Below are 13,850 nucleotides of genomic sequence, written 5' to 3'. Positions count from 1 at the left end.
GCGCGCGCCTGCCGTACGAGGCACCGCGCGCGCCGCCGGCCGGCCGCGGGAACGGTCAGTTCCCGCGGACGGTGACCTTCTCGTCGTTCTGGATCTCCTTCACCAGCTGCTGCACCTTGGCCTTGTCCCAGACGAGGTTGCCGCCGCGCTGCCCGGAGATCGGCATGTTCATCGACACGCCGTCACCGCCGTTGACGCCCTTCATCGCGAAGAACATCTGGCCCATGTCGTACATGCCCATGTCCTTGTCCACGACGAGCGTGTCCAGGCCGGCGCCGAGCAGCGGGTACAGGTCGAACGGGTTGAGGACCGTGGACGGGGTCGCCGCCTGACTGGCCAGCGCCGACAGGAACTTCTGCTGGTTCTTGGTCCGCTGGAGGTCCGAATCGGCGAAGGCGTACCGGGTGCGGACGAAGGCCAGCGACTGCTCCCCGTTCAGCGTCTGCTTGCCGGCCTTGAAGTCGGCGCCCGACTTCTCGTCCTTGAAGGCCTCTTCGATGTCCAGCTCCACGCCGCCCAGCGCGTCCACGATGTTCGCGAAGCCGGCGAAGCCGATCTCCGCGTAGTGGTCGATGCGCAGACCCGTGTTGTGCTCCACCGTGCGCACCAGCAGCTCGGGGCCGTCCTCCGCGTACGCCGCGTTGAGCTTGACCCGGCGGCCCTGGGCGGGGAACTTCTTGCCGGACTGGGACCCCACGAAGGACGGGATCTCCACGTCCGAGTCGCGCGGCAGCGAGATCATCGTGTTCCCGCTGGAGCACTTCGCCAGGATCATCATCGAGTCGGTCCGCTTGCCCTCGGCCGAGCCCGTGTGGAGCTTCTTCTTCTCCTCGTCGGACATGCCCTCGCGGCTGTCGGAGCCCACGATCAGGTACGTCGTGCAGTCGCCCTCCTTCGGCCGCTCGATGACCTTGGACAGGTCCACCTCGCGGCGCACCTTGGAGTCGGCCCAGAAGTAGGTGGAGACCGTGGTCACCACCAGCGCGGACACCAGCACGATCGAGCCGACCTTGATCCGCTTGCGCCAGTCCGGGGCGGGGCCGGGGGCCCGCCCGGGGCGGCCGGGTCCCGAGGGCGGCTGTGCGGGCCCGCCGGGGCCCGCCGGGGCTCCGTAGACCTGGCCGGTGTTGTAGCCGCTGTCGTAGCCCCCGTACGTGTCGTGGCCCGGCGTCTGCTGCGCGGGCACTCCGTACGCGGGCCGGTCCGCCGGGGGCCGGCCGGGAGGCGGGACCGCAGGCTGTCCGGGACGCCGCTGCGGCGGCTGCGGCGGCTGCTGCCGCTGGACGTGCCGCATCCGCTGCGGGCCCTCGGGCTGCGCTCCCGCGCTGCCGCGCCCGTATCCGTCGTCACGGCGGCCGCGCTCGTCGCGGTCGCCGCTCCACCCCTCTGGCCAGTCATTCATGCGCACAAGGATGCCTGGCCGGGCGTGTCGTCCGACAGCCCGGTGGGGGGTTTCGTACCGGTGCTGTTGCAGAGCTGATGCCTGCCCGGCGCCTCTAAGGTGTCTGTATGACACAGATAGCGGGCGAGCTGCCGGGGAAGCCGACCTCGGCCTCCCGGACCACCCTCAGCCACATCATGACCGCCAACGACACCAACCTCCTCGGCACCGTGCACGGCGGTGTGATCATGAAGCTGGTGGACGACGCGGCCGGCGCCGTGGCCGGCCGCCACTCCGGCGGCCCGGCGGTCACCGCCTCCATGGACGAGATGGCCTTCCTCGCCCCGGTGCGCGTGGGGGACCTCGTCCACGTGAAGGCCCAGTGCAACTGGACCGGCCGCTCCTCGATGGAGATCGGCGTACGGGTCCTCGCGGAGCGGTGGAACGAGTCCACCCCCGCCACCCAGGTCGGCAGCGCCTACCTCGTCTTCGCGGCCGTGGACGCGGAGGGCAAGCCCCGCACGGTCCCGCCGGTCCTCCCCGAGACGGAGCAGGACGAGCGCCGCTACCAGGAGGCACAGATCCGCCGCACCCACCGCCTCGCCCGCCGCCAGGCGATCATGGCGCTGCGCGAGGAGCGGGCGGCGCAGGGCTTCGACGACTGACCCGCGCCGCCGGTCCCGCGGCGCGCTACTGCCCGCAGACCACCTGGTCGCCGGTGACCACCCCGAACTTGCCCTGGTGGGGGTCCTCGGCCCGCACGGGCACCACCTTGCGGTAGTCGGCGCCCGCCGTCACCAGCACGGTCCGCCCCTGGCCCGCGACCGCCCGCAGCTCGCTGCCCGGCAGCGCGGTCGCCACCGACCGGGCCGAGCGGTCCCAGCGCGGGTCGTACGAGACCACCGTGCGCTTGACCTCGCGGCTGGCGCCGTTGCCCGGGGCCCCGGTGGTGTCGAAACCGGTGGCGCGCAGGGCCGCGTCGACCCGCCCGCCCAGCCCGTCGATCCGCGTCCCGTTCTCCACCTGGACCCGGACCTGCTGCGGGGGCACGTCCACGGGCACGGCCGCGGGCCGCCCGGCCGGCCGGCCGGGCGGGGCGGGGGCCAGCGGCCGGTCCTCCCGCACGGCCTCGAACAGCTCGGCGGCCTTCGGCTCGTCCCACTTCACGGTGGAGCCGATGCCCTTGACCCGGTACGAGGGGTTGCCGACGGGCACGGAGGCGAACTCGGAGGAGGTCGGGGTGAACTCCCGCATCGCCTGGCCGAGGGCGAGCATCTGCTCGGAGCCGAAGCCCTCGTCGGCCCGTACCGAGCCGAGGAGGGTGGAGCTGACCTGCTTGAACTTCACGGGGTTCAGCAGGACCCCGCTGCCCGTGGCCTGTTTGATCAGGGCGGCGACGAACCGCTGCTGGCGCTGCATCCGGCCGAGGTCGGAGGCGCCGTCGACCTGGCGCGAACGCACGTACTGCAGGGCCTGTCCGCCGCTGAGCCGGTGGGTGCCGGGCAGCAGGTCGAGGCCGGTGTTGCGGTCGCGCATGGTCTTGGCGGTGCAGATCTCGACGCCGCCCACGGCGTCGACGGTCTTCATGAAGCTGGTGAAATCGACCTCCAGGTAGTGGTCGATCTTCACCCGGGTCATGTTCTCGACGGTCCGCACGGTCAGGCCGGGGCCGCCCTCCGCGTACGCGGCGTTGAGCTTCAGGGGGTGTGCCTTGTGCGCCTTGCCGGTGACCAGGTCGTGGTGCGCCGGCACCTGGGCGTAGCTGTCGCGGGGCAGGCTGATCACGCTCGCCCGCTCCCGGTCGGCCGACAGGTGCACCAGCATGATCGTGTCGGTGCAGCGGCAGGGGGCCCCGCCGAGGCGGTACTCGCGCTTCTCCTCCGGGCTGACCTTCTCCCGGCCGTCGGTGCCGACCAGCAGGAAGTTCAGCCCGTGCCCGGCCTGCGGCCGGTTCTTCATGTCCTTGAAGGGGTCCACGCGCTGGATCCCCGTGTCCAGGCCGGTCATCACCGCGTGTCCGACGGCCCCGCAGCCCAGGACCGCCAGCGACAGCCCGGCCGCGATCCGCACTCCCCACCGGGGCCGTCCGCTCCCGTGCCGTGCGGGACCGGCTCCGCCGCTCCCGCCGCGGGCACCGTTGCCGCCGCGTCGCGGGCGCTGCGGCTGGGGTGGCCTGGCGGGACGGGTGGGACGGTGCGGCTGGGGCACGGTGGACACCTCCGCGGGGATCGGCCGGCAGGCCGTTCGACAGATGGGCCAGAATCATCGGATTCGTCTGAACAGTAGGCCCATACGATCAGTCGCTGTCCGTACTGCTCACTCGGCGCGCACCCGGTTCCCCCGTACGCGGTAACGTGACACCGATACCCGACCTTGAAGGACCACATGCCCGCCCAGCAGCCCGCAGTCTCGGTGATCATGCCGGTGCTCGACGAGGAGCACTACCTCCGCGACTCCGTCCGCCACATCCTGGAACAGGAGTACGCGGGCGAGATGGAGGTGGTGATCGCGCTGGGGCCGTCCACGGACCGCACCGACGAGATCGCCGCAGAGCTCGTCGCCGAGGATCCCCGCGTCCACACCGTCCCGAACCCCACCGGCCGGACCCCGGCGGCACTCAACGCCGCCATCAAGGCCTCGCGTCACCCGATCGTGGTACGCGTCGACGGCCACGGCATGCTCTCGCCGAACTACATCGCCACCGCCGTCCGCCTCCTGGAGGAGACGGGCGCGCAGAACGTCGGCGGCATCATGCACGCCGAGGGCGAGAACGCCTGGGAGGAGGCCGTCGCGGCCGCGATGACCTCCCGGATCGGCGTCGGCAACGCGCCCTTCCACACCGGCGGCCAGGCCGGAGCCGCCGACACCGTCTACCTCGGCGTCTTCCGCCGCGAGGCGCTGGAGCAGCAGGGCGGCTACAACGAGGAGTTCATCCGCGCCCAGGACTGGGAGCTGAACTTCCGTATCCGCGAGGCCGGCGGGCTGATCTGGTTCTCGCCGGAGCTGAAGGTCCAGTACCGCCCGAGGCGCTCGGTGCGGGCCCTGGCCAAGCAGTACAAGGACTACGGCCGGTGGCGGCACGTGGTGGCCCGCTACCACGCGGGCTCCATCAACCTCCGGTACCTGGCCCCGCCGACCCTCGTGTGCGCGGTCGCGGCCGGCGTGGTCGTGGGCGCGGCCGTCACCCCGTGGGGCTTCGCCGTGCCGGCCGGATACCTCGCGGCGATCACTGCGGGCTCGGTCCCGGCGGGCAAGGGACTGTCGCTGAAGGCGCGGGCGCAGATTCCCGTCGCCCTCGCGACCATGCACCTGAGCTGGGGCTTCGGCTTTCTGACCAGCCCGCGCGCCCTCGCGGACAAGGTCATCGCGAGCCGCCGCCCGGCGGTCCACCGCGACGCCTCGCCGATCTGAGAGGTACGCGCAGGGGGCCCGGCAGCGGTGGTGGCCGACACCTCCGCTGCCGGGCCCCCTTCGCGTTGCCCGCCCGCGGCCCTACCAGGTGAAGCCCGGCTGGATCGCCATGCAGGCCTTGTCGTTGTCGCCGTTGAGCGGGTTCGCCGAGTCCGGGGCCTTGGTCGGGGCGGCCGGCGGCGGGGCGGGGAGGTCGCCCGTGCGCCAGTCCTTGCCGACGAACAGGACGATCCCGGGGACCTCTTCGGACTTCTGCACCGAGGAGGGGGGCAGGCCGAGCGCGGTGGCCAGGGCGTTCGCGTTGGCCTCCTGGTCCGCGCGGGCGAACCGGACCACCGTGGTGTCCTCGGCGCCCGTCCGGTTGTCGGCGGTGGCGCCGGTGAAGCCCTTGCCGGACAGCAGGGCGGTGACGTCGGTCGCCCGGGCCTTGGTCCTGGGCTCGGCGCCGTCCTTGCCGCCGGTGGCGTTGCGGACGCTGAAGGTGATCTTCGAGGGGGGCGAGGCCGGGGCCGGGGCGGTGGTCGCACCGGCCGGGGGCGTGGCCGGCTGCTGGGACGTAGGAGCCGAGGCGGCGGGGTCGGTGGACGGGGAGGCGGCGCCCGCGGGGGACGCGGGGCCCTGGCCGTCGAGGGGGATGTCCTCGCGGACCATCCGGAAGAGGGCCTCGGCCTCTCCCTCCTTGGGCTCCACCCGGCCGCCCATGCCGGGCCGCGTGCTGTACACCCACGGCATGGTCGTCATGGTGATCCGGCCCGGCGGGACCTTCTTCAGCTCCATGCTGAGGTCGTACAGCTTGTCGATCTTGTTCAGGCCGGTGTCCACGACCATGGCGTCGATGGCGGCCTGTGCCAGGCTGTTGAGCTTCACCGGGTTGCTGAGCTTGGCGTTCTTGCGGAACTCGCGGGCCATCGAGTTCATGTACTGGTGCTGGGCGTGGGTGCGGCCGATGTCGGTGCCGTCCTCGAACCCGTAGCGGGTGCGCAGCCACTGCAGGGCCTGCTCGCCCTGGATGACGCTCGTGCCCGCCGGCAGTTTCAGACCGGAGCCCTCGCCCTTGCTGTTGCGCGAGTGCACGTTCTGCTGCACGCAGACCGGGACGCCGCCGATGGCGTCCGCCATCGAGACCACGCCCTTGAAGTCGATCATCATGAAGTGATCGATGGGGATCTTGGTCAGCTCGGTCCATGCGGCGACCGTGCAGCCCGGACCGCCGCGCTGGAGCGACTCGTTGGTCTGTACGAGCCCCTTGCTGGCGGGGTGCACCTTGCCGTTCGGCTCCGTGCACTTGGGCATCATCAGCAGCGTGTCGCGCGGCATCGACACGACCGACATGTTGGTGCGGTCCGCGGACAGGTGCAGCAGCATCTGCACGTCTGCGAGGGGCGGCCCGTCGAAGGTGTCCGAGGCCCCGCCGAGGGCCTGGTTCGCCTCGTCGTCGCGTGCGTCCGAACCGATGAGCAGGATGTTCAGCGGGGTCTGCCCGAAGGCGTTGGGCTTGGAGCCGCCCAGTTTGTTCTCGCCCAGGTTCAGTACGTCCGTGTGGATGCTGCCGTTGAGGTGGCGGTAGTACAGGTAACCGGCCGCCGCCGTCCCGAGTATGAGCAGGGACAGCACCGAGGCCACCCAGCGCAGGGCGCGGCGCCGGCCCCGCCGGTTGTTCGCCCGGCCGGCCGCGCGGCGGGCCGCCCGGGCGCCGCCCTGCTGCGGGGGTACCGCAGCGGACGCGTCCGCGCCGCCGGATATCTCCCCGGCGGCCCGGGCGGGCGCCCCCTCTTCGCGCACGTTGCCGTGCCTCACACGTACCCCCCTTGAAAAATCCCCATGTGGTCTACTTCGTGCCGGTCCTACCGGCTGCGGTCCGTCACTTCACGCAGACGGACTTGTCCGCCTCCACGCGCTGGACGTCCTCGGGCAGCTCCTGCGGCGCCGGCGCCGTCAGCGGAGTCCCCGCCTCCTTGAAGTCCGGACCGAGCGTCAGCTTCATCGGGGTCTTCGCCCCCGCGTCCGCGGTCCCCATCTTGAGGGCGGAGGCGGACAGCCCCATGACGTCCGCCAGGGCGCGGGCCTGGTCGGCCTGGTTGGGCGCGTACTCCAGCTGCGTGGCCCCGACCTTGGCGGGGGCGTTGCCGAGGTTGCTGGCCCGGGCGAAGCCCTTGGTGTTCTGCAGCCAGTTCAGCGTGGTGGAGGCGGAGCCCTTGGGTCCGCCGCCGTTGAAGACGTTCACCCGTACGTCGCCCGGCGCGGCCCGGTTGCCCTGGAGCAGCGCGTCCTGCTTGCTCTTGGTCTCCGCGTCGGCCGCCTCCTTCGCGGCCTGCTCCTTCTTCTCGACCTCCGTGAGCGAGACGTCCCCCCGGATCATCTGCAACAGCGGGTCGGCCTGGGCCTGGTTGAGCACGACGGTCGCCTTGACCTTCTCGGCCGGGTTGTCGAGCACCGGGAGCGTGGTGAAGGTGACGTTCTTGAGGTTTATGTCCTTCAGCTCGCCCGCGAGGTCGGTGAGTTTGTCGATGGACCCCAGGCCCTGGTCGACCGTCAGCGACTTGGTGGCCGCCTCCGCCAGCGAGAAGAACTTCTTCGGGCTGGTCAGCGTCTCCTTCGACTTCATCTCGCGCATCATCGAGCTGAGGAACTGCTGCTGGGTCTTGATCCGGTCCAGGTCGCTCTCGTTGCCGAAGGCGTGCCGGGTCCGTACGAAGGCCAGTGCCTGCTCGCCCGCCAGCCGGCTCTCGCCCGCCGGCAGGTCCAGCTTGGAGTCCGGGTCCTTGACGGCCTTCTCCACGCAGACCGGCACGCCGCCGACCGCCGTGCTCAGGTTCTTCACCGCGTTGAAGTCGACCATCATGAAGTTGTCGATCTCGATGCCGGTGAGCCCGGTGACGGTGCGCATCGTGCAGCCCGGGTCACGCCCCTCCTGGCCCAGGCTGTTGTTGAAGCGGGTGCCCTTGGAGGCGGGGATGTTCTTCGTCGTCCCGTCCGGCTGCTTCGTCGGGCAGACCGGGATGTCGGCGATCAGGTCACGCGGGATGGACAGCGCGGTGGCGTTGCTGCGGTCCTTCGAGACGTGGAAGAGGATCGTGGTGTCCGCGTGGCCGAGGCTCGCCGCGTCCCCGTACCCCTCGTTGCCCGCACCGCTGCGCTTGTCGGTGCCGATGACCAGGATGTTGATGGCCTGGTTCTTCTTGAAGCCGCCGGTGCCCGCGCCCGCGATGTCGGTGACGCTCAGGTTGCCGTTGAGGTGGTCGTAGTAGAGGTACGCCGCCAACGAGCCGCCGACCAGCAGGAACGCGAGGGTTCCGCCGGTGATGACCAGGGCCTTGCGACGGCTTCCGCCGCCGACCTTGCGCGAGCGCCCGCCGCGCCTGCCGCCGGGCGGGCCGTCGCCGCGCCGCGGCTTGGGGACCGCGGGCGAGGGGGCGGTGGGAGCGGGGGTCGTGCGCGTCGACTCCGGTCTGCGCGGGGCGGCGACGGAAAGGCCCGGCTGCGGAGCGGATTGGCTCAGTCGCAGCTCGTAGTGGCCGGTGCGGGGGTTGATCACCCACTGGTCTGCGGGGTCGATCTCGTCTGCCCGCCCACGGCTTTGCGCGTCCACGGTTGCTCGAATCCTCCGTCGGTGCCTCGCGACGCGCCTCCCCCAGGCGCACGGTCAACGATCCGGCTGCTGGTGCGCGGCCTCCTGGACGGCCGGGCACCGGATCGCTCACCTTATCCGCCAGGTTCGGCTGCAAACCATGCTGGTGACAAATTCACTCCCCTTATAACGGGGCGAACCGCCCATCCCGCTCGGTTCGGTCACCGGCTTTTGGGATTGCTTTACCGGCAGTCGGCGGTGCCGGCCGTCGTACCGGTGAAAGTGGGGACGGGAGCGGAGGGCGTGCCGGTTCCCTGACCAGCCGTCCCACCCTCCTCGTCCCGTTCCCGGTCCTGCCCGCCGTCCGCCTCGGGGGTGGCCTCGGCCCGCGCCGTTCCCGTCCCGGTATCCGGCGCGGGCGGCGTCACCGTCACCGGCCTGTCCGTCCGCAGTTGCTCGAACAGCCGCTCGGCGTCCGGCTCCACCAGCTCGTCCCGGTTCGGGTCGGCCGCGTACGGCTTGCGGGGCACCGTCAGGAACTTGACCTGGTCGGTCGGTATGTTCCGTGCGCCCCGGACGAGTTCGTACAGGCCCCGCAGCGAGGCCAGCTCCGGGTCCGTGGTCACCGAGGAGGTCGCCGCGTCCAGCAGCGGGTACAGCCGCGCCGGGTTGAGGAGGACACCGTTGCTCTGCACCTTCTTGACGAGCGAGCCGAGGAACTGCTGCTGGCGCTCCATCCGTTCGGTGTCGCTGCCGTTGCCCAGGCTGTAGCGGGCGCGGACGTAGCCCAGCGCCTGCTCCCCGGCCAGGAGCTGCCGCCCGGAGGGCAGTTTCAGCTTCGCCTCGGTGTCGTTCACCGGCGCCTTGAGGCAGACCTCCACCCCGCCGATGGCGTCGACCATCTTCTTGAAGCCGCCGAAGTCGATGACCATGTGGTGGTCGATCCGGATCCCGGTGAGCCGCTCCACCGTACGGATGGTGCAGGCGGCCCCGCCCCACTGGAAGGCCCAGTTGAACTGGGCGAGCTGCTCGGTGGTGCGGCTCCCGTCCGCCTTCAGGCAGGCCGGGATCCGCGCCATCAGGTCCCGGGGTATCGAGACGGCGGTCGCGCTCTTCCGGTCCGCCGGGAGGTGCAGCAGGATCGTGGTGTCCGAGCGCTGGGTGCCGCGGTCCTGCCCGTAGCGGGCGTTCTCCTCGCCGGAGCGCGAGTCCGAGCCGATCAGCAGGACGTTCTGGGCCCCCGTGGCGAGGTGCGCGGGACGCTCCCGTTCGTAGCGTCGCAGTTCGGCCGCCGCGGAGGCGTCCTCCGTGATGTTCCCGTCGAGCTTGTTGTAGAGCCACCAGCCGGTGGCGCTGCCGCCGAGGACCAGCAGGACCGCCCCGAGCCCGATCCAGCGCAGCAGGCGGTGCCGGCGGCTGAGCGGAGGCCTGGGACTGCCTCCGGCCGCATCGGTGCCACCCGGTATGCCTGCACTGTCGGTCACGCGCGTCCGTCCCCTCGCCGCTGCGACAACAAGCCGTACGGGTGAGCACGGCCACTGCCGATCCTGCCCCCGGGGTCTGCGGGCAGCCCGGGGGCAGGGTCCTGTCTAGGGCCGTCCGGGTGACAAATCGCCCTTTCCCGGAGTTGAGCAGTCCGGGTGACCGGTGACGGGTGCGGGTGACGGGTGCGGGTGACGTGTGCGGGTGACGCGTGACCGGGGACGGTCACGGGGCGGGCGCGGCAGGCCCGCCGGTCAGACGGTGTGGGTGACGCGCTCGCTCTCGATCCGCTGTGCCCGCGCCTGCTCCGGCAGCCGGTCGAGGTTGCGGCACAGCACCACCGACCCGCCCGAGGCCAGGGCCGCGAAGAGCCCCGCCGAGAGCCCCTCCCAGGTGTCGTAGCCGAGCCCGGTCAGCACCCGCGAGCCCTCCCCGAGGCCGAGCTTCGCCGCGTCCTCGCGGGCCCGCCCGGTCAGCTCCGCGTACGAGAGCTCCGCACCGCCGACGACCAGCCCCGGCCCGTCCGCGTCCACCGGGACGAAGGGGGCGAACCGGTCGCCCTGCCCCGGCACCTCCACGGCGTAGTCCACGAACCCGGCCGGGGGCTGCGGGAACCGGCCGCCCAGCGGCCGCAGCGCCAGCGCCACCCGCTCCCCGGAACAGGCCCGGGCCTCCTCCAGCGAATCCGGCCCGCTGACGACGAGATCGGCACCGGCCGGGTCCCCGCCCACCTCGGCGACGACCCCCACCGAGGCGCAGGCGAGCAGCCAGACGGCGCTCTGCCAGTGCGCGGGGAGCATCAGCGCGAGCCGGTCGCCCGGTTCGGCGCCCAGGTCGCCCTGGAGCAGATTGGCGGTCTTGGCCACCCAATTGGCGAAGGTGGCGACGGACAATTCGACGCGCTCGCCCGTGGCGTCGTCGTAGAAGGTGACGAGCGGGCGGCCGGGATCCGCGGCGAGCGCGGATCGCAGCAGGTCGGCAGGGGTGCGGTCAGTGGCGTTCACCCGGCACAGGGTACGCGGGCCCGTCCCTCGTACGGGGGCCGCCGGATCCACCGTACGGGGGAGGGGTGCGCGGGCCGCGTCGGACGGACAGTCAGTTCTCGGATGGCGCCGCGCGATGAGCCTGCCCACCATCCTTTTCATGCGTGGATTCCTTGCTTCCTCGATCGGCGTCGCGACGGCCGCCGTACTGGCCCTGCCCCTCGCGCTCCCCACCCCTGCCCTGGCCGAGTCGGCCCCCGCGGTCCCGGCCGGGTCCACCCAGTCCCTGCCGCTCGTCCCCCTGGGGCCCGCGGTCAACCGGACCCCGGGCGTCCCCGGAATGAGCGCCTCACCGCAGGTGCCCGAGACGCAGGGCCTCCCTGCGCGCGAGGTCAAGACGTTCTCGCTCGTCGGCGTCGTGTGGGACGACGTCAGCAGCGAGCTCCACGGCCGGGTCCAGGTGCGCACCCGCTCCGTGCGGACCGCCGCCTGGTCCGACTGGCAGGACGTCGAGACGCACAACAGCGAGCACGCCGCCGACCCGGACGCCGTCGAACGCGGCTCCGGGCGGGTCCGCGGCGCCACCGCCCCGCTGTGGGTCGGCGAGTCCGACGGGGTGGAGGTCCGCGTCCAGGCGGAACCCGCCACCCGCGCCGCCGCCCGGCTGCCCTCCGGCCTGCGGATCGAGCTCGTCGACCCCGGCGCGGACCTGCCCGGCGCGCCGGACGGAAAGAACAGCAGCCCGGAGGGTGACGACAAGGGCGAGGCGGTCGTGCCGGCCATGTCGATGGGGACGGCCGAGTCCTCCGCGGCGAACGTGCCGCACGCCTCCCTCGGCGCCGACGAGATCACCGCGCTCGACAAGGCGGACTCCACCGCCGACGCGGTGTTCGCCAGTGACGGCGAGCTGACCGCGGCGGCCGCCCCCTTCATCGGGCCGCGCCCGCGGATCGTCACACGCAAGGGATGGGGCGCGGACGAGTCGCTGCGCGAGTCGGGCTTCGTCTACACCAGCACCGTCAAGGCGGCCTTCGTCCACCACAGCGCCTCCGGCAACAACTACGCCTGCAAGGACGCCCCGGCGGTCCTGCGCAGCCTGTACCGCTACCACGTGCTCAGCAGCGGCTGGCGCGACATCGGCTACAACTTCGCCGTCGACAAGTGCGGCACCGTGTACGAGGGCCGTGCGGGCGGCGTCTCCAAGGCGGTGCTCGGCGCCCACACCCTGGGCTTCAACTCCAACAGCATGGGCATCGCGGTCCTGGGCACCTACACCTCCACGACCCCGCCCGCGGCGGCGGTCGACGCGGTCGCCCGCCTCACGGCCTGGAAGCTCGGCCTCTTCGGCCGGGACCCGCGCGCCAGGACGACCCTGACCTCGGGCGGCGGCAACCGCTACCCCAAGGGCAGGAACGTGTCGATGAACGTCATCTCGGGCCACCGCGACGGCTTCGCCACGGAATGCCCGGGCAAGCAGCTGTACGGCAAGCTCGGCACGACCCGCACCTCGTCGGCCAAGCTCCAGGGCCGCCCGTAGCCTCCGGCGGTGAGCAGCCCCCGGGCCGGGCTCCGCTCCCCTCGCGGCGCGGCCCCGGGCCTTACGGGCGCTTCGCGCCGCGCGCCTCAATCGCCGGCGGGGCTGTGATGGCGCGGCTGTGCGTCCCCGCCGTGGGGGGCGGGCTTCGCTCCCCACGGGGCGCGGCCCCGGCCCTTGCGGGCGCTTCGCGCCCGCGCCTCAATCGTCGGCGAGGCTGTCATTGTGCGGCTGTGCGCCCTGCCCCGGGCCTTACGGGCCGCTTCGCGCCACGCACCGCACTCCCCGGTCTGCGGGCGCCGCCCCCGGTACTTCAGCCCCGTGCCGGGCGGACGGCCTCGTTGAATTCAGCCCCGCCGGCGTTTGAGGCGCGGGGTCCGGGGCGGAGCCCCGGGGCGGAGCCGGGCTTCGTGCGGGGGCCGGGGCGCGGGCTACGCTCGAGGCATGGCCGGCCGCTTCGATCCGCTCACCCGCGCCGCCGTCCGCGGCGGCCGCACCGACGTACCCCCCGGCCGGACCACCGGCACCGGCACCGCGCCCAGCACAGGGTCCCTGACCCGCGGCTGGCGCCCCGGCGGCCCGGTCGACCTCGGCCTCACCCTCGGCCCGCTCCGCCGCGGCCCCGCCGACCCCACCTTCCGCACCACCCCCGACGGCTCGGTCTGGCGCGCCACCCGGACCCCGCAGGGCCCGGCCACCCTCCGCGTGGCCGCCGCGGCGGGGGAGGAGATCCACGCCGAGGCGTGGGGCCCCGGCGCCGAGTGGATCCTGGACCGGCTGCCCGCGCTCCTCGGCGCCGGCGACGACCCGGCCGCCTTCGTCCCGCGCCACCGCCTCGTGCACGCCAGCCACCGCCGCCGCCCGGGCCTGCGCCTCACCCGGACCGGGCTGGTCCTGGAGACCCTGGTCCCCACGGTCCTGGAGCAGAAGGTCACCGCCGACGAGGCCTACCGCGCCTGGCGCCGCCTGGTGCGGTGGTACGGCGAGCCCGCCCCGGGGCCGCAGGACCTCTTCGTCATGCCGAGCGCCCGCGGCTGGGCCACGATCCCGTCCTGGGACTGGCACAGGGCAGGCGTCGACGCCAAGCGTTCGGACACCATCGTGCGGGCCGCCCGCGTGGCGCACCGGCTGGAGGAGGCCGCGGGGATGCCGCCGGCCCAGGCCGCCGCCCGGCTGGAGGCCGTCCCCGGCATCGGCCCCTGGACTTCCGCCGAAACCCTCCAGCGCAGCAACGGCGACCCCGACGCCGTGACCACCGGCGACCTGCACCTGCCGGGCATCGTCGGCTACGCCCTCGCCGGGGACCGGGACGCCGACGACGCCGCCATGCTGGAACTCCTCGCCCCGTACGCGGGCCAGCGCCACCGGGCCGCCCGCCTGATCCTCCTGGCCGGGCGCACCCCGCCACGCCGCACCCCGCGCATGCCGCGCGGGGACATCGGCCTGCTCTGAGCCGGGCTCGGCCGGCCCCGGCACGACGGCTCCCGGCCG

The 13,850-nt window shown here is 72.9% G+C and carries 10 protein-coding genes; 4 read left to right on the top strand and 6 right to left on the bottom strand.

The window, feature by feature from the left end:
• Positions 1-55: 55 nt before the first annotated feature.
• Positions 56-1,402 carry an LCP family protein gene (locus ACFWUZ_RS05250; protein WP_384367357.1) on the bottom strand — a complete coding sequence of 449 codons (1,347 nt, stop codon included), beginning with the start codon at positions 1,400-1,402 and terminating at the stop codon, positions 56-58.
• A gap of 107 nt (positions 1,403-1,509) precedes the next feature.
• Between ACFWUZ_RS05250 and ACFWUZ_RS05245 the strand changes: the two genes are divergently transcribed.
• A complete protein-coding gene (locus ACFWUZ_RS05245; RefSeq protein WP_266936363.1) occupies positions 1,510-2,046 on the top strand; it encodes an acyl-CoA thioesterase in 537 nt (178 codons plus the stop codon).
• A 25-nt stretch (positions 2,047-2,071) separates the two neighbouring features.
• Here the strand turns inward: ACFWUZ_RS05245 and ACFWUZ_RS05240 are convergent, their stop codons facing one another.
• Complete coding sequence (locus tag ACFWUZ_RS05240) at positions 2,072-3,451, bottom strand: LCP family protein (protein WP_384367354.1); 1,380 nt, start codon at positions 3,449-3,451, stop codon at positions 2,072-2,074.
• A 315-nt stretch (positions 3,452-3,766) separates the two neighbouring features.
• Between ACFWUZ_RS05240 and ACFWUZ_RS05235 the strand changes: the two genes are divergently transcribed.
• Positions 3,767-4,792, top strand: a complete 1,026-nt coding sequence (locus tag ACFWUZ_RS05235; RefSeq protein ID WP_384367351.1) for a glycosyltransferase family 2 protein — start codon at positions 3,767-3,769, stop codon at positions 4,790-4,792.
• An 81-nt stretch (positions 4,793-4,873) separates the two neighbouring features.
• Here the strand turns inward: ACFWUZ_RS05235 and ACFWUZ_RS05230 are convergent, their stop codons facing one another.
• The 4 genes from ACFWUZ_RS05230 to ACFWUZ_RS05215 form a co-directional block, all read right to left on the bottom strand.
• Positions 4,874-6,589 (bottom strand): LCP family protein, encoded by a 1,716-nt coding sequence (locus ACFWUZ_RS05230; RefSeq protein WP_384367348.1) that lies wholly within the window; start codon positions 6,587-6,589, stop codon positions 4,874-4,876.
• Positions 6,590-6,653: 64 nt separating this feature from the next.
• On the bottom strand, positions 6,654-8,381 hold the full coding sequence (locus ACFWUZ_RS05225) for an LCP family protein (protein ID WP_384367345.1): 1,728 nt from the start codon (positions 8,379-8,381) through the stop codon (positions 6,654-6,656).
• Positions 8,382-8,602: 221 nt separating this feature from the next.
• A complete protein-coding gene (locus ACFWUZ_RS05220) occupies positions 8,603-9,844 on the bottom strand; it encodes an LCP family protein (RefSeq protein WP_384367342.1) in 1,242 nt (413 codons plus the stop codon).
• Positions 9,845-10,096: 252 nt separating this feature from the next.
• Positions 10,097-10,846, bottom strand: coding sequence for a TIGR03089 family protein (locus ACFWUZ_RS05215; RefSeq protein WP_384367339.1), 750 nt, complete (start codon positions 10,844-10,846; stop codon positions 10,097-10,099).
• Between the two features lie 139 nt (positions 10,847-10,985).
• Here ACFWUZ_RS05215 and ACFWUZ_RS05210 point away from each other — a divergent pair, with 139 nt between their 5' ends.
• Complete coding sequence (locus ACFWUZ_RS05210; RefSeq protein ID WP_384367336.1) at positions 10,986-12,362, top strand: N-acetylmuramoyl-L-alanine amidase; 1,377 nt, start codon at positions 10,986-10,988, stop codon at positions 12,360-12,362.
• A gap of 441 nt (positions 12,363-12,803) precedes the next feature.
• Complete coding sequence (locus tag ACFWUZ_RS05205; RefSeq protein WP_384367333.1) at positions 12,804-13,811, top strand: DNA-3-methyladenine glycosylase family protein; 1,008 nt, start codon at positions 12,804-12,806, stop codon at positions 13,809-13,811.
• Positions 13,812-13,850 lie beyond the last annotated feature (39 nt).

Origin of the sequence: Streptomyces sp. NPDC058646 (assembly GCF_042716875.1) — a bacterium.
Classification (GTDB): domain Bacteria; phylum Actinomycetota; class Actinomycetes; order Streptomycetales; family Streptomycetaceae; genus Streptomyces.
This window is presented reverse-complemented; position numbering and strand designations above follow the sequence as displayed.

Excerpts from the sequence above, each read along its gene's own strand:
- ACFWUZ_RS05210 (WP_384367336.1), top strand. The coding sequence starts at position 10,986 with ATGCGTGGATTCCTTGCTTCCTCGATCGGCGTCGCGACGGCCGCCGTA.
- ACFWUZ_RS05235 (WP_384367351.1), top strand. The coding sequence starts at position 3,767 with ATGCCCGCCCAGCAGCCCGCAGTCTCGGTGATCATGCCGGTGCTCGAC.
- ACFWUZ_RS05205 (WP_384367333.1), top strand. The coding sequence starts at position 12,804 with ATGGCCGGCCGCTTCGATCCGCTCACCCGCGCCGCCGTCCGCGGCGGC.
- ACFWUZ_RS05250 (WP_384367357.1), bottom strand. The coding sequence starts at position 1,402 with ATGAATGACTGGCCAGAGGGGTGGAGCGGCGACCGCGACGAGCGCGGC.
- ACFWUZ_RS05245 (WP_266936363.1), top strand. The coding sequence starts at position 1,510 with ATGACACAGATAGCGGGCGAGCTGCCGGGGAAGCCGACCTCGGCCTCC.